Source organism: Pseudomonas sp. KK4 (assembly GCF_001984065.1).
In the GTDB taxonomy this organism is placed as follows: Bacteria; Pseudomonadota; Gammaproteobacteria; order Pseudomonadales; family Pseudomonadaceae; genus Aquipseudomonas.
Genome location: NZ_LYVP01000027.1, coordinates 26,263 through 45,729, shown reverse-complemented (window position 1 = coordinate 45,729; position 19,467 = coordinate 26,263). Strand labels below are relative to the sequence as shown.

At 53.9% G+C, this 19,467-nt stretch carries 14 protein-coding genes; 2 read left to right on the top strand and 12 right to left on the bottom strand.

The features are described from left to right. Positions 1-22 precede the first annotated feature (22 nt). Positions 23-190 (top strand): DUF2897 family protein, encoded by a 168-nt coding sequence (locus tag B0W55_RS12120; RefSeq protein WP_077046234.1) that lies wholly within the window; start codon positions 23-25, stop codon positions 188-190. A gap of 155 nt (positions 191-345) precedes the next feature. On the opposite strand, the gene B0W55_RS12115 is transcribed toward B0W55_RS12120, so the two are convergent. Continuing rightward, complete coding sequence (locus B0W55_RS12115; protein WP_077046233.1) at positions 346-1,194, bottom strand: DUF1989 domain-containing protein; 849 nt, start codon at positions 1,192-1,194, stop codon at positions 346-348. A gap of 177 nt (positions 1,195-1,371) precedes the next feature. Here B0W55_RS12115 and B0W55_RS12110 point away from each other — a divergent pair, with 177 nt between their 5' ends. Further along, complete coding sequence (locus tag B0W55_RS12110) at positions 1,372-1,929, top strand: TetR/AcrR family transcriptional regulator (RefSeq protein WP_077046232.1); 558 nt, start codon at positions 1,372-1,374, stop codon at positions 1,927-1,929. On the opposite strand, the gene fabF is transcribed toward B0W55_RS12110, so the two are convergent. From fabF to wecB, 11 genes are all read right to left on the bottom strand, one after another. After that, positions 1,926-3,200 carry a beta-ketoacyl-ACP synthase II gene (fabF, locus tag B0W55_RS12105; RefSeq protein ID WP_077046231.1) on the bottom strand — a complete coding sequence of 425 codons (1,275 nt, stop codon included), beginning with the start codon at positions 3,198-3,200 and terminating at the stop codon, positions 1,926-1,928. The genes B0W55_RS12110 and fabF overlap by 4 nt on opposite strands. 32 nt (positions 3,201-3,232) lie before the next feature. Further along, a complete protein-coding gene (locus B0W55_RS12100; protein ID WP_077046230.1) occupies positions 3,233-4,027 on the bottom strand; it encodes an SDR family oxidoreductase in 795 nt (264 codons plus the stop codon). A gap of 210 nt (positions 4,028-4,237) precedes the next feature. Further along, on the bottom strand, positions 4,238-4,573 hold the full coding sequence (locus B0W55_RS12095; RefSeq protein WP_077046229.1) for a helix-hairpin-helix domain-containing protein: 336 nt from the start codon (positions 4,571-4,573) through the stop codon (positions 4,238-4,240). 121 nt (positions 4,574-4,694) lie between these two features. After that, entirely contained in the window at positions 4,695-5,879 is a 1,185-nt protein-coding gene (locus B0W55_RS12090; protein ID WP_077046228.1) for a glycosyltransferase family 4 protein, read from the bottom strand. After that, positions 5,879-7,111 carry a glycosyltransferase family 4 protein gene (locus B0W55_RS12085; RefSeq protein ID WP_077046227.1) on the bottom strand — a complete coding sequence of 411 codons (1,233 nt, stop codon included), beginning with the start codon at positions 7,109-7,111 and terminating at the stop codon, positions 5,879-5,881. The genes B0W55_RS12090 and B0W55_RS12085 overlap by 1 nt, the downstream gene beginning before the upstream one ends. Positions 7,112-7,124: 13 nt before the next feature. Continuing rightward, entirely contained in the window at positions 7,125-8,855 is a 1,731-nt protein-coding gene (locus B0W55_RS12080) for a hypothetical protein (RefSeq protein WP_139340903.1), read from the bottom strand. Positions 8,856-8,931: 76 nt separating this feature from the next. Further along, positions 8,932-9,315 (bottom strand): hypothetical protein, encoded by a 384-nt coding sequence (locus B0W55_RS12075; RefSeq protein WP_077046225.1) that lies wholly within the window; start codon positions 9,313-9,315, stop codon positions 8,932-8,934. Positions 9,316-9,400: 85 nt separating this feature from the next. Then, positions 9,401-11,512 carry a DUF6270 domain-containing protein gene (locus B0W55_RS12070; RefSeq protein ID WP_077046224.1) on the bottom strand — a complete coding sequence of 704 codons (2,112 nt, stop codon included), beginning with the start codon at positions 11,510-11,512 and terminating at the stop codon, positions 9,401-9,403. Next, positions 11,509-16,668, bottom strand: coding sequence for a methyltransferase domain-containing protein (locus B0W55_RS12065; protein WP_077046223.1), 5,160 nt, complete (start codon positions 16,666-16,668; stop codon positions 11,509-11,511). Before B0W55_RS12065 ends, B0W55_RS12070 begins: the two co-directional genes overlap by 4 nt. 14 nt (positions 16,669-16,682) lie before the next feature. Next, positions 16,683-17,945, bottom strand: coding sequence for a UDP-N-acetyl-D-mannosamine dehydrogenase (gene wecC, locus B0W55_RS12060; RefSeq protein ID WP_077046222.1), 1,263 nt, complete (start codon positions 17,943-17,945; stop codon positions 16,683-16,685). Continuing rightward, positions 17,942-19,096: a non-hydrolyzing UDP-N-acetylglucosamine 2-epimerase gene (gene wecB / locus B0W55_RS12055; protein WP_077046248.1), complete on the bottom strand. Its 1,155-nt coding sequence runs from the start codon at positions 19,094-19,096 to the stop codon at positions 17,942-17,944. Before wecB ends, wecC begins: the two co-directional genes overlap by 4 nt. Positions 19,097-19,467: the final 371 nt, after the last annotated feature.

Genomic DNA, 19,467 nt, shown 5'->3' with positions numbered 1-19,467 from the left:
GCCTGCGCTTAAGGAGAGCCCTATGCCCTGGTATGCCTGGTTGATTCTGATCGTAGCCATCGGCTCGATCGTTGGCGGTTTGATGATGCTGCGCGACACCGCCAGCAAGGTTGAGCTGACCGATGAACAACGCGCCCGCGTGGCTGAACGCAATGCACAAGCGGATGCCAAGGATGCGCAGGACCGCTAGATAGCACTCAAGGACGAATCATTGACCTGTGGCGAGGGGGCTCGCTCCCGTTGGGTTGCGTAGCGGCCCTTTAGGTTGGGTCTGCTGCGCAGCCCAGCGGGAGCAAGCTCCCTCGCCACAGGTCTCGCTATAGTTTGTGCTTCTTGTGCTTCAGATCATTCCCAATCGGCTTTTGCGATATGCAGGCCATGCAGCCCCTTGTACGCCGCACGCTCCGGCGGGCTCCAGCCCTCCAGCAACGCCTCCTCCAGACGATAAATTTCCACCCCCAGCGGCCGACACACGCTCAGCGGATCCTGCGCATCAGGCCCCCACATCGCCAGCGACAAATCCCCGCCCGGGCAGGTCGAAAGCGCGCATAGCAGATCGATCTCCGCGAAGAACTCCAGGTAATCGCCCTTCTGCGCCGGACAGGCTTTCATGAAGTACATGTCGTCGTGGTTCAGCCCTGTGCACTGGAAGATGTTCAACACGTCGTGCACATCGAACTCGGTCAGCCCATAGGGCAATACCGCCCGGGTCAGATTGGAATGGCAGTGATGGTGGAAATCTTCGCCGGTGAGCATTTTGTTCACATAGGGATCACAGCGGGTGCCGAGCAGATCGTGCAGGCGACCGCCATGCTCATCGATGCCATAACCGGCCAGGCTGTCGTCGGTGATGGTCACCAGCGGGCGCAGAAACGGCAGGTTCGACCAGAGGCGATCGTGGGTGGTGACGTGGGCGCCCTGCAACTGCCGGGTGCGCGCAGCCCACAGACGTTCCCGAGGATCGTGGGCATTCCAGACATTGAAATCCCCGACTTGCGGGCCCACAGGCGTGGTCACTCGGAACACATGCCCGGCCGGGACCTCCCAGGCCCGCCCCGTGCGAATCGGCACCTCGAAGGACTCGATCAACGTGCGCCCGCCCTTTGAATCCCGCACCCGCTCATAGAAGGCCTTGTCCACCTGCAAGGCCGAACCTTTGCTGACCTGATAGGCCGCTGGATAGTCTTTGTACATGCTCATTGCCTCCGGATTGATCAACAATCTTCAGCGCTTGCAGTAAACACGATTCGTGCCACTGGCCAGGTGCGTTTCATGGCCGTTCGACGCATCTGTGTGCTTTTCAGCAGTAGAAGTACAGTCACCATGCAATTTTCATTGGGTAAGATGTCGCATTGATACTGGAGATATCAGATGCGTTATTCGCAGGACCATAAAGCCCAGACCCACCAACGCATCATCAAGGAAGCTTCAGAACGTTTTCGCCGCGACGGCATTGGCGCGACCGGGCTGCAACCATTGATGAAGTCGCTGGGCTTGACTCACGGTGGCTTTTATTCGCACTTCAAGTCCAAGGATGAATTGGTGGAAAAAGCGTTACAGGCTGCTTGCGAGCAGGTGGACGGGTTATGTGCACAGATTTTTGCAGAGGAGCGGCCTCTGGATGCGTTCATCGACACATACCTGTCCGAATGGCACCAGACTTCACCCCACCAGGGCTGCCCACTGGTGACCATTTCTTCAGAACTGGGCCTGCGGGGCCAGCCGAGCCCCACCAGCGATCGGGTGCTCAAGGCACGGCTGGAGCAAATCAAGGGCACCCTTGAAGGCGAAAACGCCGACGATCGCAGCATCGTCATCATGGCTGCGCTGGCCGGCGCCCTGCTTCTGTCGCGAAGCGTCGCCGACGTCGAGCTTGCTCAACGCATACTCGACGTGACTCGCGCACACCTCAAACAGCCCCAGGGTTAACCCTGCCAGCGCTTGAACAACACGCTGGCATTGACCCCGCCAAACCCGAAGCCGTTGGACAACGCGTACTCGATGGCCATCGGCCGGGCCTGACCGTGGACGATGTCCACGCCTTCGCTGGCGGGGTCCGGGTTTTCAAAGTTGAGTGTCGCCGGGACGATCTGATCGCGGATCGCCAACAGGGTGAAAATCGCCTCGATCCCCCCTGCTGCGCCGAGCAAATGCCCGGTGGCGGACTTGGTCGATGTCACGGCGATCTTGTTATCCGTGCCGAACAACGCCTTGATGGCCGCCAGTTCACCCAGATCGCCGACGGGGGTCGACGTGGCATGGGCATTGAGATGCTGAACCTGCTGCGGCGTTACGCCCGCCTGGGCCAACGCCAACGACATGGCCCGACGTGCACCGCTGCCGTCTTCAGGGCCGGCCGTCAGGTGATAAGCATCGGCGGTGGTACCGTAACCGACGATTTCCGCCAGAGGTGTAGCGCCGCGGGCCAAGGCATGCTCAAGGGATTCGATCACCAGCAGGCCAGCACCCTCGCCCATCACAAAGCCATCGCGCCCGCTGTCGAAAGGCCGTGAAGCGCGCTCCGGCGTGTCGTTGTAACCGCTGGACAACGCGCGAGCCGCCGCAAACCCGGCGAGGCTGACCCGATCGATCGCCGCCTCCGCCCCGCCACACACCGCGATGTCCGCCTCGCCGGCGCGAATCATCCGCGCCGCATCACCAATCGCCTGAACCCCGGCGGCACAGGCCGTTACCGGCGCACCCAGCGGCCCTTTGAAACCGTGCTGAATCGACACATGCCCCGCCGCCAGGTTGACCAGAAACGACGGAATGGTGAAAGGCGAAAGACGCCGTGGTCCCCGGGTATCCGTGGTGCGCACCGCATCGGCAATCGCACCGAAGCCACCGACGCCAGATCCAATAATGGTGGCGGTGCGCTCCTGGGCATCGGCCGTCTGCGCCTGCCAACCGGCCTGCTCGATCGCCTGCCGCGCCGCTTCCATGGCGAACATGATGAAGCGGTCCATCTTCTTCTGCTCTTTGGGCGGCGTTGCCAGGTCCGGATCGAAGCCCGCCTCGTGGTCATCCGCCACCGTCTGCACGGCACCTCCGACCTTGGCCGGCAGATCGGCAACCACCTCCTCCGGCAAATTGCGCAACCCGGAACGCCCGGCCAGCAGACGCTTCCACACAGCCTCCACACCGCTACCCAACGGAGTCACCAGGCCCATGCCCGTAACAACCACTCGACGATCACTCATACCGCAACACCTCTAACCGATTTTTCCCGCATTCACTTGTAGCGCGAAGCGGCTCTGCTTTTGGAAAGATTGGGCGCCATCACGTGACGCGCGGCGACGAAAGCGTCCCATTCTTTGGCATCGGGCAGCGAAGGGATGGTGACCAGCTCTCCCTGATCCAGACCCGACAGCGCCGCGTCGACCATCTCCCCCGCCTCCATCACCATGTCTGCCGGAATCTGCGTCGCATCGATCCCGGAACGCTCCCAGATCTCGGTGCGGGTTACACCGGGCAACACAGCCTGGACCTTCACACCGGTGCCATCGAGCTCGGCGTTCAGTGACTGGGTCAGGCTTAGCACATAAGCCTTGCTGGCGCTGTAGGTCGCGTTAAAGCGCTCAGGGAACAGGGCCACCACCGACGCGATGTTGATGATCGTGCCACGGCCTGCCTTGGCGAAACTGGCCGCGGCGGCCGATGCCAGGCGGGTGACCGCAGTGACGTTCAACTGGATCATTTTCTCCAGCTGATCGGTATCGGCATTGGCCAACAAACCGTCCGCCGCCACGCCGGCGTTGTTCAGCAGCAGGGTAATGCTCGAGTCGCTGCGCAGGCGTTGCTCAAGTTTGAGTACCTCGTCTTTTTGAGTGAGGTCGGCCTTGAGGACTTCGACCTGGACGCCGTGCTCGGCGCGCAGCTTGGTGGCGGCTTCGTCCAGACGCTGCTGATCACGGGCGACCAGCAGCAGATCGAAACCCCGCGCCGCCAGACGCTGCGCGTAGATTGCGCCGATACCGGAGGAAGCACCGGTGACGAGGGCTGTACCTTGGGATTGGGTGGACGTCATGACTGCGCTCCTGGTGAACATGCTCAAGGAAATGCCAAGCGCCGGAACACCGGATCGCTTCGACGGTAAAGTCATTTATTATATGCATAATCTAATTTGAATATGATAGTCGTAATTTCGATTACGTCGATAGAGAGTGACGATCGGCCGCTTGCACCGGAAAAGAAAAAGGCCGGTCAATGACCGGCCCCTTGGCGTTGAATAATCAGCTTAGTTCACTTCCAGCTTCTCGCGGTTGCGATCCAGAATCGCCTTGCCGATGCCCTTCACTTCCAGCAGCTCGTCAACCGAGGCAAACGGTCCATTGATGTCACGATAGGCAACAATCGCATTGGCCTTGGCTTCACCCACACCGGACAGCTCGCGCTGCAGGGTGGGCGCATCGACCGCGTTCAAATCGATCTTGGCGCTCTGCTCCTTTGTTGACACCACTTGCGCCATTGGAGCAGGACCACTCTCAGGCTTGGCCGCAGGCGCAGCAAACGTTGCGGTTGAGAGAGTGGTGAGAAGGGCGAAAACCAGGGAAGAGATAAAACCTGTACGCATAAATGACGCTCCATGACATCGATTGAGGAAGCAGCTTTTCCGAAGCTGCTTCTCGAATTTAGGTTATGGATGGAGGTTGTCAAAAATGGGGTCGTTACGGGATGTGAAACAATGGCGAGAGTCAGCGTTCGAGTGTGCTCAGGACATCCATCGCCATACGCTTCTGGATGGATATCCGCGAATATTCATTCATGAAGGCTTCACGGGTCACCGGTTCAAGACTCAGCTCGAATAGCGCTTCTATGGCCCCTTCGACATCGCAGGGTTCAAACACTGAGGCGTTTGAAATTTTGGTGTTGGTGAACCTGGCGGAGTATCCCGCTAACCCCGCAAGAATTGGTTTGCCCGTCGCGGCATATTCAAAAAGCTTTGAGGGAATGACCCGACGAAATGACTTGAATGAGTTCAGGTGCAAAAACAGAACGTCGGCTTCCTGATAAAACTTCAGCAGGTCTTTGCGCTGAACGGGCGCGATAACCTCGACATTGGAGACATCGCTATTTTTTAGCGCCAATTGAAGGTGCCCCAACAGGCCACCCGCACCAATAACGCAGAAATGTGCCACACCCTCCAGCCGTTTAGCCAAAGCCGGAAGGATGAGATGAAGTCCCTGCCCAGCTCCGATATTGCCGGCGTATACGACCTTCAATAATTTCTCGCTGTCAGCATCACCGTGTTTTCCCGGCAGCTTTTTGAAAAACAGCTCATCGACGCCGTTGGTATGGGTCGAAAAACTGAGCCTGGGGTAATGGGCCGAGAAGTAGCTCAGAAAACCAGGCGATATGAGATTGACCCGAGCCGCCCGGCCGATCGTCAAACGTTCGATCCTGGAGAATATCCAAGTGGCTATTTTTCCGAGACGGCTAGGGAACAGCTCTGGCAAGGTGTCTACAAAAATATCGCGTATATCCAAGTAAAGCGGGGTCTTGGTAAAGAACCCGACGCACGCCCCCAACGTCGCCGTCATCAGCCGCGAAGACGAGGCCACGACCAAATCGTAATCCTTGCCTTTTATCGCCCTGCTCACGCCCAGCGCATAAGAGGCGAAAGCCCGGGCCTGGTCCAAAAGCCCGTTTTTATGAATCGGCAAGGCAATGCGCCGAATCGTCAGGCGCGAACATTCTTGAAACTCTGCTGCAGCGGCGCCGAAAGAGTGGTAGCGATTAGGCTGCGTAGTGACGACGTCTACACGTACGTTGGCGCAGGGCTCAGCCAGCAATGCCTTTACCAATGCTTCAACCCGAAACGATCCAGCGGCCAGATCCGGAGGATAATAGAAGCTCAGAACAAGCACGCGAATGGTCATTATCGAGCCACTACGCTGGCCGATTCAGCGGGCAGAACCCGATGATAAAGATCAATCAGCAACGCCTCCTGGTCTTCCCAGTTCAAACTCATCGAAGCGCTCTTGGAGTTGTTCGCCAGCCTGGAACGGAGGCTTGAATCATTGACCAGCGACTTCAACGCGTCTGCCAACATTTGATCGTCACCCTCTCGAACCAGCAAACCCACTTCGTGAGCGCGAACAATTCGACGGATCTCCGGAAAATCGGTCGCGACTACGGGTAATCCGGCGATCAGATACTCGAACAGTTTGTTGGAGTCCGTTGTGAAATGATTCAGGCAGGTATTTTCGATTGGCTGGACACCAATGTCCGCCGAGGCGGTGTAATCGGGTAGATCCGCCAATGAAACGGTAGGTATGAAATGCACCCGATCCGCCAGCGCCAGCTCCTGGCTTAGGGTTGTCAAAGGCTGCGTGAGACGTCCTCCACCGATAAACACAAAATATGCCTCGGGTACCAACGCCGCGGTCCGCACTAACCGCTCCAATCCGCGACCTTGTTGCAATCCGCCCTGATAAAGAATGATCGGCCAGGCTTCGCTCAGACCCAGCTGTTTGCGAATACGTTGTGACGACTGGGTGAATGTCAGCCGTGGCCGATTCTGCAATACCACCGGGCGAGGTATCCCGTATGCACGGGCGAAAAACTTCGCCCGTGCATCGGTCGTCGTGATCGTTCCCTGAACCCGTGGCATCAGGTATTTCTCGACAACACCGACCAATCGCCGAAAGCTGTTGTAACCCTCACGGCTGGTGCTGATTTCGTGAGCGTCGTAGACCACCCTTGCACCGCTGACCTTGGCCGCGAGCCAGGCAGTCGGCAACGTATTGACATCATGGGCGTGGACCACATCGGCACGGTACCTGGCAATGCGGGCAAGCAGAACGCTGTGAGTCCACAGGCGCGCGACGATGCGCAGGACTTGCCTCGCGGGGCTTAAACGGCCGATAGATGCGTTACCGCCCACCTGCCCGGAACTTACCTTGGTTTTGCGCAGTTTCCAGAACGGGCTACGGGCAACACGCGAAACCTTTATTCCACCCTCCAGAATTTCGTGCTCCAACGTTACACCCGGGGTATGCAAGGCGAATACCGTGACGTCATGCCCGGCACCCTGAAGTGTTTGTGCTTCCTTGAGCACACGGGCGTCGTTACGAAATTCGTTCCAGACGATCATTGCAATGCGCGACATGGGCGAATTCCTTTTACAGCGCGTCGGTAGTTTCAAGCGATTCATAATATTCAAGAAGATCAGGCAAAAGCGTGAAGGCGTCTTCATAGTTACCACGTGAACACAGACGCTCAAACGCGTAAGCCAAGGCTGAAACCATGATTGCAGCACTCGGAACGTCTTTTAAACTTTCGCGAGAAGCTCGAGCGCTTTCAATGGCGAGTAAAAATTTAGGTCTGTCAATAATAAGCCAGTTGGCACCTACCGGTTCAATTTTCCAATTTGGCCAGTGACTCACGAATGCGTCGCCCGCTTCCGACAGAAATAACGTATTGGGGCTGACATCTGCACATACCCACTGCCTTGGCAACCCTTCCAGAAGCGAAATTATTCCAGCATAACGATCCCGAAACGCTTGCAGAACTGCGGATTTCTCCCGTGAAACGACTAACGATAGATTAGAAATTAATTCATTGGTCAAGCGTTGCTCAAGGTAAAGATGCGAACGCCTGAACTGTTGAACAAATGTCTCCACGGGCTCCATGGACATTAATTTCTGCGCTATAGAAATCAGGCTGGAGCCCTGCTCCCGCAGTGTGACCTTGCGTACCTTGTCAAACTCGAAGACATGGCAACTGTATCCACGCACTTTCCTTGAGCCTTTAAATTGAGGAACTGGGATCAGCGGCACGGTCTGCAAAAGCAAACTTTCACGCATTGCCAAAAATTCTGCAGGCGCGTCGTATAGTTTAAATAGAAAAGTTTTCTGATCGCCGTCTTTGTTGGCAAAACGCGATTCAAATGAATATATGTGGGGTTGCCCGATTTGACTCCACGTACTGGATAGATAAATTGTGTACGGGGACGATAGATACGTCATCATTGCAGTCATCCATTCCCCCCTGAAATCTTCGTTGAGAAGGGATTTTATTTCGGCCGTATAAACGGAGTCCGTGACCACGAGCGGCTTATCGTGAAAAAACATCGCGTTGATTTGCCGATATTGCAACCGCAGAGAGGTGACATCCTGAATCAGGGTGGACAATCTTGACAGGCCTTGCCGCACAAGCAAAAGAGCTATAAGCGCTGGGAATATTTTTGGCGGTGTAAAGAACAAATAATCCGCCACCATACAAAAAAAAGTAACCAAAAAACCGACAGACGATAGGGTATTCAATACGTCAACATAGTTTTGTTGAATAAGTCGCCTTACTTTTGGAAGGCGATCATATAACACAACAATGATAGCGCCGACGACGACACAATAACCTAGCAAGGCCGATATGAGTAAAGGGTAGATATAAATCAGGATGGATACAGCAATGAATACGAACGTGCCCGCTGCCAGTCCACGCGTGTATTTGGAATAGACTTGCGTCGCTATTTTTCGCTGGTTGTCGAACAACTTCAGCTTAGCGCTATTTTTTAAAAGCTGATCTGCACCTCTGCGGGAAAAATAGGCAATGATGAAATTCGACAGAATATAAAGGCCGTAACAGATAACCGCGAGCAAGCTGAACGCTATAATGAGATGCGTCTTCTTCAAGCTCTGCAGGTACATGGGAAAGTAATGTGGCACTTTTTCAGCGCCCAAAAGTATGAGAACCTTCAATGGCAAAAAAAAGGTGAGCAACAGTAACACTTGCGAGAAAAAATGCGCCGCCTGAAGAGTCAAACTTGTAAATGGAACAACCTTTAAGAATTTCCCACCCAGCGAAAAGCACCACCCCATAGTCACTCTTATGAGATCCAGTAGACCAGTCATCACTTATAACCTATCAGGGTTGAAACACGTCGCATATTATTTCCACATTTCGCCAGGTAAGAAATTATTAGAAAATCTAAATTTCCCAATAAATAGAAACATGGGCCCCTGAGCTTACTGATCCTTTGGGCTGTGTATAAATACCGCCTACGACCGGGCGATCCTGCTTATAGTAGTGAACCTTGTACACTCCGTCCGAGCTATCAATTATTTTTCGACGATACCCTAGACGCTTGAACTCCTTCGCAATCGCCTCCTCAGCTTCTTTCGGGCTGTCATCGACCAGGACATTATTAACTTTCAGCGTTCCTTCACTGCTGGATTTGCTGTATTCCTTAACCAACGTACCGTTGATTCTCAGTTTTGCGCCATCATCCAGCAACACTTGAACTGACTTGTCGCCTTGACCACATGCAGCAAGCATAAAGGCCGCCGCTAAAACCAAAATTTTACGCTTCATACTTTTTTCTCGGAAAGTTAATACAGACTCAGTTTTATCGAATTCATATCACTGTTGTCACATCTTACAAGTTATGCTCTCCTTGCTACTGAACTCTTTTGTCACCAAGCGCGCCAGCCAGCGCAACGAGTTGCCTTATATAACTTGCACTCTGATTTTGCTCTGAGCCAGAGCAATAAGTATCAAATCTTTCAGCAGGGGAAAGCTCGACAATCCGCTCCAGTGAAATCTCTCGCCAATAATCGGAAGACTGCCAGTGTTTCATCGTAAAACTAACCACGTACAACGCGACACTCTGCGTCAACAGGTTCTGTAAACATGCGAACGTATCTTCATGGTGTGAGAAGTACGTAATGTCACTGCTCAGAAACCGAGCATGCTCGAACATGCAGTCATTCAGCCTTATCATGAAGCGTCTATCAAATGCGTGCGTGATTCCAAAATTCCACAGCATTAAAAGAGCTAGAAGCCGGTCGCCTGCGACTTGGCTCTGCCAGACAACATGATCTTTTTCAGACCATTGTTTGAAGCTGTGATTAAGCCAATCACTTACAAACTCTCGAGCCGGCATAAGGGCGGAAAAATCATTGGTATCCGTTGCGTGCAACATCAATATGGTTGCATGGTGAAACGAGTGCCAGGAAACAAGATGCTTATGAAAACCAATGTTCTCTGGCAAACGCTTCTTGGGTGACCAGGGTAAAGAAACTCCTTCATCCAGAAGGCAGGTGCCCTCATCAAAGAAGCCCTTTTTTTGCAGCGTAGCGTGTGGAAATCTTGCAGATAAGCACTCGTACAATCTTTCACCAAGCGCTGGCGGCGTTGGTAAGAAAGACGAATATCCGCGTTCGCAATCTTGCTTTTGCAAATACTCTATGGCTGAAAATGGCTTTTCACTCCAAACCGAAATGCTTTCTACTTTAAGAGTTGCGCCGATTGGAGAAGGTGCACCTCTCAGGTATATTCTAATTTCAGTTATGCAGCCACTTTGCAAATCGCCAGGCTTATTGTAAAGCTCAAACAACAAATCAGACTGTGCAAATGAAAAATCCACCCAGTGCTCGGTTCTGGGGTTAACACTTGTGACACCAATAAACCTGGAGCCTTCGCCATACCCTAAAGATACGGAGCGAAGTGAATCCCAGCCTGACATTTTAATTCTAACGCTGAGACCATTTGCAGATGCGGGTTCAGGCAATGCAAAGCGAATTTGATAATTGGATTCCGGACCTGAAAAGGTAAACTTCATCCCATCTTCTATTCGAGTTGATGACGCATTACCTTTGAATCGTTTTGGGTCAAACGGAATTGCGCCGACGGAAGAGGCGCTATTGCTGAATAAAACTGCAAAATCCAATACCCTATCCGGGTGTATCGCACCGACGGTCTTCAAGCCCGAACCAGGATTCGAACCTTCATTCGGAAGGAAGCTCGACAACTTGTCCAACAGAAACAAATAAAAATCATCGACATAGTGAAAGGGGCTCAATCCCCACCGATGCTCTTCATTGCCATATACACATTCTACTGGGGGGTGTAGAAATTGATTTGGCGCCAAATCACGCGCCATCCGCTCATAAAGGCGCAATAGGAACATGTTCGATTCGCGAATATACGCGGGATTGAAAGCCGAACCGAAAGTCATTCCGCTTTTTGTTTGGGCGCTCCATAGAGTTCGATTCACCACAACCTTCGAGAGGTTACCCGCCGCACTCATTATGCTAACAAATCGTTCCCAGCCCGTTTCCCAAAGAGAAAAAAACTCTTCAGACCCCGAAATTATCAATCTACCAGGTTCATTTTCCTCATCGAATCCAGCACTTCGCAACTCGTTTGAAACCGTGAAAATGCCGCCGCTACCGGCGGAGAAAATATTGAACCTTTCATCAATCAAGTCGATAAGGAAGATATCAAATTTTAAATCATCGATCTTACCCAACAGCGTTTTTTCGAGATCCGCCTTGACAATTGCCGCTTGGAACTTCGAACTCAGTTTAGCGCTGTATATATCAACAGTCGGGTGTGAAGTGAAGGCGCTGGCAAACGAGCTGCGGGCATAGTAGGCCGCTAAATCAAACGCGTGATTCACGTCGTAGTTGAGGACGTCCCGACTTACGCAACTTCCAAAAACAATGATTCTCACGGCGTTCTTTGTTGCGACCTTAACTTCCCTGCCGATGAGAGTTCGCTCAGTCACTGGACACACTCATTGATAACATTCAACTCGTGACCAATGGTTCTAACAATAGACGTCTGGTTTTCAACGCGGACGCGAGCAGCTTTAGACATCGTTGTAAATAGTTGAGGTTGTTCGACAAGCTGCGCAATACCGGCAGCCATCACCAGATGGTCCTCTCCAGGTGCCAGAATGCCGCAATCTCCATCCACGAATTCGGGGATGGCTGCGATAGCGTTGGTCACAGGTATCAGGCCCGACGACATGGCTTCGTCACGAGAAACGCCCTGAGTGTCCATGCGGCTCGGGCAAAGGAACAAGCCGAAGTCCTTATGAAGTTTTGCAATATCGGACTGTTTTAAATAGCCACGCTCAATACGGATATTTCGATACTGTCTGAGCGGAGCAAGCGTTTCTTCAAATAGCGGACCGTCTCCAACCATCAGGAACTCCAGCTCGCTAAACCAGGGTTTGAGTGCCAGAGATTGAATGGCTTTGACGCTCAGATCATTCGCGTAGGTATGCGATGCATACGGCCTTACCGACAAGATTTTCTTGCGCTGCTCAATCGGTTTTTCCTGATAGGAAAAGAGCTCTGTGTTGATCGGGTTATGAATGATTTCGTATTGGCTGTCCGGCAGGCGGAACCCCAAATCCTCCATCACCTCTTCAGCGAAGTAATGAGAAACGAACACCAACTTGAGGTTGCCTGGCATCGGCTGCAGCAGATCACGCCAGAAGCCCAGGCGTTTTTCGCTTTCGAGCTTGGCCAGTTGCAATTGGTCTTCGGTGCTGTAGTTGTACTCACGACGCCACCACGGCTGAATTTCCGCGCCGTGAACCCATACGACCACCTTCGTGGTATGCAGGTGCTGACTCAGGACATGCCACATTTCAGCGTCGAGGAAATGCACCAGAACGGTCTTGTACCGGCCCTTTTCGAGCATCTTTGCCAGGGTCGACTGCGAGCCGGTTACCACGTTGATGTTTTCGAACTCGTGGTAGCTCACCGATTCATTCTTGCGCAGACGGAACACATCGACGTCCAGCCCGTGCTGCTGGTAAGCGCGGACGCGGGTGTGAACGAAACCATTTCGATACAGATCGTCGTATGAGGGATAGTGGTTAGTGACCAGCAGGTGATCAGCCTTCGCCAACATATCTGAAGGCTGTAGATCACGGTGTCCCAGCACGAGTGCCTTGATTTCAGCCTGGCCACTGGCATAAACGCGCACGCCCAGGCGGATAAAGTCCGCTTCAGGTGGAATATCCGAAGTATGGTTGCGATTGGCGTGTTGCATGACGTGGCTGATGCGCTGCTTTTGCGCATCAAGGAACAGCACCACCAACTGCACGTTCAAGCCCGGTGTAACGTCCAGGTAGAGCTTGAGCTGCTGGCCTTGGACGAATTGGGCGATACTCAGATCCTGCTGCGCATAAATGTATTCGTGCTTGCCATCGGTAAGATCCGAAGCGAAATGCCAGGCGTCAAAATCTACGTTTGTCCGCAGCGACTTGCTGCGAACCGGCCCGAACATGTCGGCAAGACCGCGGCCTGTGATTTCAGGTGCGATATGCTCCTCGATCATCGGCTCGATGGCTTCGGCACGCGCCTGCAGTTCCTGGATGCTGAGGCCGGTATCCAGTTTGAGGTCGTCAACGACTTCACCGATATCCGCATCGCCAAGACCTGTGGCATTTCTGCAGTAGTTGAACGGGTCGATGCCCAGAATCTGTTCATGGGTGTAGCGACGGTCGGACAAGGACAGAGCCCAGTCACTCAGTCTCTCGTCGGCTTGCAAATACGCACTGATTATCGAACTTCGGGCCGCTGCTTCAGCCGCTGGACGATATTGCTGATCGTTATTCTGCAACTGGATCCCGCTGGGGCCGTTCTCATAAAACGTGCTTTTGCCGACCACTTTGGCTTGGCTGTAGCGGGTCGCAAGCACAAGGTCCAACAGGTAGTTGGGGCCGTAGTAGTCCTGGGACACCATACCTGCCAGCAACGGCGCGTCGCCAACGATCTGAGCCAGACGCATTTTTCCAGCGTCTTCCAGAGCGACCAGCGACAGGCGTGGATCATCCACTTCGCCGATGTCAGCCAGCGAGCCGCGCAGGACAATAGTCATGCGCAGATTCGCATAGTTTTGACGCTGCAAATGTCCGATCAACGTTGCGAGTTCAGCTTTATTGGCAGCAATGGCGACCACGCTGACTTCGGGCAAGGCATCAGACGGAGCCTTGTTCAATACTTTAGTCATCACATAAGCCAGGCGCTGAGCATAGGTATGCTCTTGCATGACTTTTCTCAGGGCTGCCAAGCGCAGTTTGCTGCTGTTGACTTCATCGCCAGCCAAGGTCTCGAGACGGCGGACCATCTCACCCCCGTCGTCCGTAGTCACCACGAGGTCACCGAACAACAAACGTACGCCACGGGAGAAGTTGCTGACGGTAATGGTGTTACAGCCGAGCAACTCAAATACGCGCCGGGCAAACATGGTTTGCGATTGTTTTATTGAATTGAGGTTGATTGCGTAGCGATAGCCTTTGTAGGCGGTATCGATCTGATCAAACCTCAGAGTGCCGACAATGTAGGGCTGGTATTCGGCTGGGAACTGGTAATTGGCATCGTCCTTGCCGAAATTTCGGTCGAATATTTCCAGTGGCCGGAATTTCGGTAGCGCCTGAACGAAGTTGCCCAGATCACGAGTGCGCTCTGGGTAGCGGGCGTAGTAAGCCCCTGCGAAGCAAAACGCATCTTTACGCTCGTATAACTCGATCGGGTTATGTACCGCCGGCTGGCAAGCGAACGGCAGCAAGTAAACACGCTCGTGACCCAGCGCGCCTTTATAGCGGTGAATACAATCGATATCGGTGGTGAACACGAAATCGAACTGTTTGGCAGTGGTCAGGAATGTCTCGAAGTGAATCGGGTCTTCCTTGTTCCAGAAAACAGTCGGGACGTCACGCTCCGCACACCATGCCAGGATGCTCTGCAGCTCCTGGGCGTTATGGCCAATCTTGCTGCCCCACAAATCATCCTTGCCACGCCAGGCCGACTCGATAAACAACAACTCGGGCTGGAACTCGACGAGTTCGGACTGCCAATTGTCAGGAGTAAGCTGCAGCAGATTGCATTCGTACCGGTACGAGCCATAGGTGAACTCGTCCATCACGCAGGCTACTTTCAGGCTCGCGCGGGATTGGTCGGCCTGATTAATCAATGTGCTACGGATCCGTTCAGATGTATCAACGACCGCAGGCGGCGAATGGGGCTGCGCAGGTATTTGGAGAAGTGCGACCGGCTCTGCCACCGGGTGTTCGACGCCAATGCGTTTCTGGGCAGTTTGCTTACGTTGCTTGGCAGCCTTGCGATACAGATTGAACAGCGCGGTGGGCAGTCGCACCAGGCCACTCAGGGAACTGGCGTTGGATTTGATCTGGTAACCCAACTGGTAGGTCATGCTGGATCGCGTCTTGATCAAGCGCTGTTCAGCCAGGTGGCGCTGAGTGTTGGCGCGCTCAAGATTGTCGTTGAGCTCTTCGATTTTCCTTTGCTGCGCAGCGGTCTTTTCCAGCAAGTCGTTGAAGTTCTGTTTCAGATGCGGGATCTGCTTGCCCGTGACCTCTCGATACTTCTGATTAGCCGTCTCCAGCCAGCCTTTGGAGGCACTCAATTCACGCTCAAGTTGCTCGCGAATGTCCTGCCACTGCGCCTGGGTCGTGCACAGCAACTGCTCGGCAGCCTGATGGCTCGCCTTCTCGTGGAACAACTGTTCTGACAGTAACTCGCGTTCCTGTGCAGCCTGCTGCTGCAGATCCTTGACCTGAACTTCCAACGTTTGCCGGGCAGCCCGCTCATTGTCCAGTTGCCCAAGAGTTTCCTGGCACTGCTCCTGAACAGCGGTCAACAAACGTTCGGTAGCCTGATGACTGGCCTTTTCGTTCAGCAGCTGTTCTGCCAACACTCCGCATTCTTGTTCAAACTGAGACTGCGCTGCATTGAATTGGATTTCCAGCGCCTGCCTGGCTGTACGCTCTTCATCCAGCTGAGCGCTGACCATCGAAGACTGATCAGCGCTCGCCTGCAAGTCTTGTTCAAATTGAGCCAGCAGCGCGCACTTTTCCTGTTCCAGGCTGGCGAGCATGAGTTCATGTTGATGCTTGAGTGCGTCGGCCTGCCGTCCACTTTCCTGCATTCCGGCGTTCAGAACGTTGAGCTCGTTGTTTTGCAACTTCAACGCGTGAATCTGCTCTGTAGCCGCCCGATATTTCGTATTGGCCTCGTCAAGACGCTGCCTGGCGTCACTGAGCTCAATCAAAGTCTTCTCATGCGCGACCAGGGCTTTTTTCAGCTCGGCAACTTTCTGCACTTCGGGTTTAAGCAAAGCAATTTGTTCAGTGGCCGCGCGGTACTTGTTGTTGGCCTCCTCCAGCCGCTGTCTTGCACTCGACAGGCTGGCGTTCAAGTTTCGCTCTACCGCTTCAAATGCTTTTTCCAGCCCCTGAATCTGATCGATGTTCAGACTCAAGTCGGATACGACGCCACCCTCTTCGCTTTTTTGCGCGACCATACCAAGCCATTTGCCCAGCACTTTGACTTCGATGACGCGCAGGTGCTTGCTCAGCATCCGGTAAGGCGCGAGGAGGTAGAACGTGTGTTTGTGATCGATGAAATCATTGACGCCAAATGGGACGGTGATGATCAGCCGTCCACCGGGCTTGAGCAGTGATGCCGCTTTCTCAACGAACATTTCCGGACGCACCAGATGTTCCAGCACTTCACTGATCACAATGGTGTCTGGTTCTGTAGCGTTGATATCCAGAGACAGAAAGTCAGCATTGACGTAGGTGATCTTCTGCTGGACGTGGGCCGGCTCGGCCCGGAGATAATCCTGCGCCTCGGCAATAGCCTGCGGGCTGGTATCGACCCCGGTGACGGAACAACCTTCGCGGGCCAGCAAAAGCGGGACTATGCCCTGCGAACATCCGACATCAAGCACTTGCTTGCCAGACACCTGCGCACAGATCCAATGGATACGCGCTTGGGTCTCCCGCATGAAATGCTCACCCAGCTTTCCGTAGTAAGCCTCCATGACTCGGTCATGAATGTCGGCCAGAGGCGCCGGCACATCCGTTTGCGGCGCCAGTTCGGCCAGCTGAGTGCTACTCATCTTCAATACTCTTTTCAGGCCGCGAACACGCCGGCGGCATCGATTACAACGGCGTTATCACGCAACGAGACGATCTTCTTGAATTCACGATGCTTAACGAGCAGAACGTGAATATGAGCGCTGTCAGTGGCGTAATCGGTATCAACGAGTTGGTGCTGGACAAGATCGGATGGCAACTTCTCGATGTTCGGCTCGACCAACAACAACTCGACACCCAGCTCTTCGCCCAACTGCCGCGCGATGTGCAATGACGGGCTCTCACGCAAGTCGTCGATATCGGGCTTGAAGGCCAGACCGTAGCAGGCCACTCGAACCTGACGAGCAGAGAGATCAGGGTGCTTCAACAGAAAATCAGCCAGCGCCAGCTTCACTTGCTGGATGACCCACTGCGGCTTGCTGTCATTGACTTCACGGGCGGAGCGAATCAGGCGTGCCAGTTCACGCGTGCGGCTGACGATGAACCACGGATCGACGGCGATGCAGTGGCCACCAACGCCCGGGCCAGGCTGAAGGATGTTCACCCGAGGATGGTGATTGGCGAGGCGAATCAACTCCCAAGTGTTGATACCGAGCTTGTCGCAGATCATCGACAGCTCATTGGCAAACGCGATGTTGACGTCGCGAAAGCTGTTCTCGGTCAGCTTGCACATCTCGGCAGTGCGAGTATCGGTGATGATGCACTCACCCTCGACGAAACAACTGTACAGCCGCACCGCCGCGGCCGAACACTTGGGCGTCATGCCACCAATGATTCGATCGTTCTCCACCAGTTCACGCAGGACGTGCCCCGGGAGCACTCGCTCAGGGCAGTGCGCGATTCGAATGTCGGAGTCCTCGCCATGGGTGCTCGGAAAAGTCAGATCCGGGCGTGCTTCAGCCAACCAGGTTTCCATCTGTTCCGTCGCGCCGACCGGCGACGTGGATTCAAGAATCACCAGGTCATTTTTTTTCAGAACTGATGCAATGGATTTACTCGCCGCCTCAATATAGGAGAGATCCGGTTCGTGCTGTCCTTTGAATGGCGTAGGCACTGCAATCAGAAATGCATCCGCAGGCGCCGGCGTCATCGAAGCACGCAAATAACCTTCGGTCACCGCTGCGTGAACAACCATGTCCAACTCAGGCTCAACGATGTGGATTTCGCCCCGGTTAATTGCATCTATCGCAGCCTGGTTGACGTCGATGCCAATGACTTTCTTGCGACGGGAAGCGAAAACGGCGGCTGTAGGTAACCCGATGTAACCGAGGCCAATGACTGAAACCGTTTCAAAACTCATGCTGCCGCCTCACTGGTTACATTCTTCCAACTCACCAACGCCTCACTGATATTGGCGCTGGCCGTTCCATCCCCGTAAGGGTTATGGGCATAACTCATTGCTTGATAGACGTCCTCATCAGTCAGGAGCTCACTCAGGTGATTGACGATGGAATGGACCTCGGTACCGACCAACTTGACCGTGCCCGCTTCCACAGCTTCCGGACGCTCAGTGGTGTCACGCATTACCAGCACAGGCTTGCCGAGCGCAGGCGCCTCTTCCTGGATGCCGCCCGAATCGGTGAGGATGATGTGAGAACGCGTCATCAGATAAACAAATGGCAGGTAATCCTGAGGCTCAATCAAGTGCACATTGCCGACACCGGACAGCATGCGCTGAACCGGTTCACGCACGTTGGGATTGAGGTGAACGGGATACACGAACTCGACCTGGGGAAATCTTTCGGCAGCTTCCAGAAGTGCATAGCAAATGCGCTCAAACCCGCCGCCGAAGTTTTCCCGACGGTGCCCGGTGACCAGCACCATGCGATTGCCCTCAGGCAGGAAAGAGAACGTTTCCTTGAACTGGTTGAGCAGAACGGATTCAGGCGCGTTCAGCTTCCGCACCACTTCCAGCAGGGCATCCACAACGGTATTGCCCGTTACATGGATAGCCTTGCAGGCGATGCCTTCATTGATTAGGTTCTGTCGGGAAGTCGGCGTAGGCGCAAAATGAAGCGTAGCCAGGCTGCCAGTAAGCCGACGGTTGCCTTCTTCAGGCCATGGTGAATAAAGATTATTGGTGCGCAGGCCCGCTTCGACGTGTGCGATCGGGATCTGTTGGTAATACGCCGCAAGGCTTGCAGCGAATGTTGTGGCGGTATCTCCATGAACCAGGATGACATCCGGCTTGAAGTCCTCCAGGACAGGCTTGAGCCCCTGGATGATCGCCGACGTCACGTCCGTCAGGTCCTGGCCCGGCTTCATGATGTTCAAGTCGTAATCGGGTGTCAGTTCGAACAAATCGAGGACTTGGTCCAGCATTTCCCGGTGCTGTGCGGTCACGCAGACTCTCGAATCGAATCGATCATCTTCAGTGAGGCGCAGCACAAGAGGAGCCATCTTGATGGCTTCGGGGCGGGTTCCAAAAATGGACAAAGTCTTGATAGTCACAAAATCCTCTACTTCAACAAATACGACGTTGAACTTGTCTGGGTCGCTCGCGCGGCACAATCATCAAATCCAAGGAATGGCGATGCACGGGACCAAAAACGGCGCCCGGGAATGAACAAGGGTCATAAAAGGAGAGAGGCAGGGTTCACGCAGGGCATTCCATCGCCGACTTTCCAAAAAATCCGTGCACAGCGGGTGGAGCAATGATGAAAAATTATTCATCTGGGTGTCGCAGGGCGCGGAGGATAGCAAACGGATGGCTGAATGGCATCCTGAAATGGCGGTTTTGCAACAGCGGTTTTTTGGAAAAGTTCAGAAAAACTGAATTTTTTTGATAGTTGGAGGGGAGACAGGGAAGGTTTTGTAGCCTG

What these genes read in the sequence shown, in the direction of transcription:
- B0W55_RS12120 (WP_077046234.1), top strand. Translation starts at nt 23, where the DNA reads ATGCCCTGGTATGCCTGGTTGATTCTGATCGTAGCCATCGGCTCGATC.
- B0W55_RS12115 (WP_077046233.1), bottom strand. Translation starts at nt 1,194, where the DNA reads ATGTACAAAGACTATCCAGCGGCCTATCAGGTCAGCAAAGGTTCGGCC.
- B0W55_RS12110 (WP_077046232.1), top strand. Translation starts at nt 1,372, where the DNA reads ATGCGTTATTCGCAGGACCATAAAGCCCAGACCCACCAACGCATCATC.
- fabF (WP_077046231.1), bottom strand. Translation starts at nt 3,200, where the DNA reads ATGAGTGATCGTCGAGTGGTTGTTACGGGCATGGGCCTGGTGACTCCG.
- B0W55_RS12100 (WP_077046230.1), bottom strand. Translation starts at nt 4,027, where the DNA reads ATGACGTCCACCCAATCCCAAGGTACAGCCCTCGTCACCGGTGCTTCC.
- B0W55_RS12095 (WP_077046229.1), bottom strand. Translation starts at nt 4,573, where the DNA reads ATGCGTACAGGTTTTATCTCTTCCCTGGTTTTCGCCCTTCTCACCACT.
- B0W55_RS12090 (WP_077046228.1), bottom strand. Translation starts at nt 5,879, where the DNA reads ATGACCATTCGCGTGCTTGTTCTGAGCTTCTATTATCCTCCGGATCTG.
- B0W55_RS12085 (WP_077046227.1), bottom strand. Translation starts at nt 7,111, where the DNA reads ATGTCGCGCATTGCAATGATCGTCTGGAACGAATTTCGTAACGACGCC.
- B0W55_RS12080 (WP_139340903.1), bottom strand. Translation starts at nt 8,855, where the DNA reads ATGACTGGTCTACTGGATCTCATAAGAGTGACTATGGGGTGGTGCTTT.
- B0W55_RS12075 (WP_077046225.1), bottom strand. Translation starts at nt 9,315, where the DNA reads ATGAAGCGTAAAATTTTGGTTTTAGCGGCGGCCTTTATGCTTGCTGCA.
- B0W55_RS12065 (WP_077046223.1), bottom strand. Translation starts at nt 16,668, where the DNA reads ATGAGTAGCACTCAGCTGGCCGAACTGGCGCCGCAAACGGATGTGCCG.
- wecC (WP_077046222.1), bottom strand. Translation starts at nt 17,945, where the DNA reads ATGAGTTTTGAAACGGTTTCAGTCATTGGCCTCGGTTACATCGGGTTA.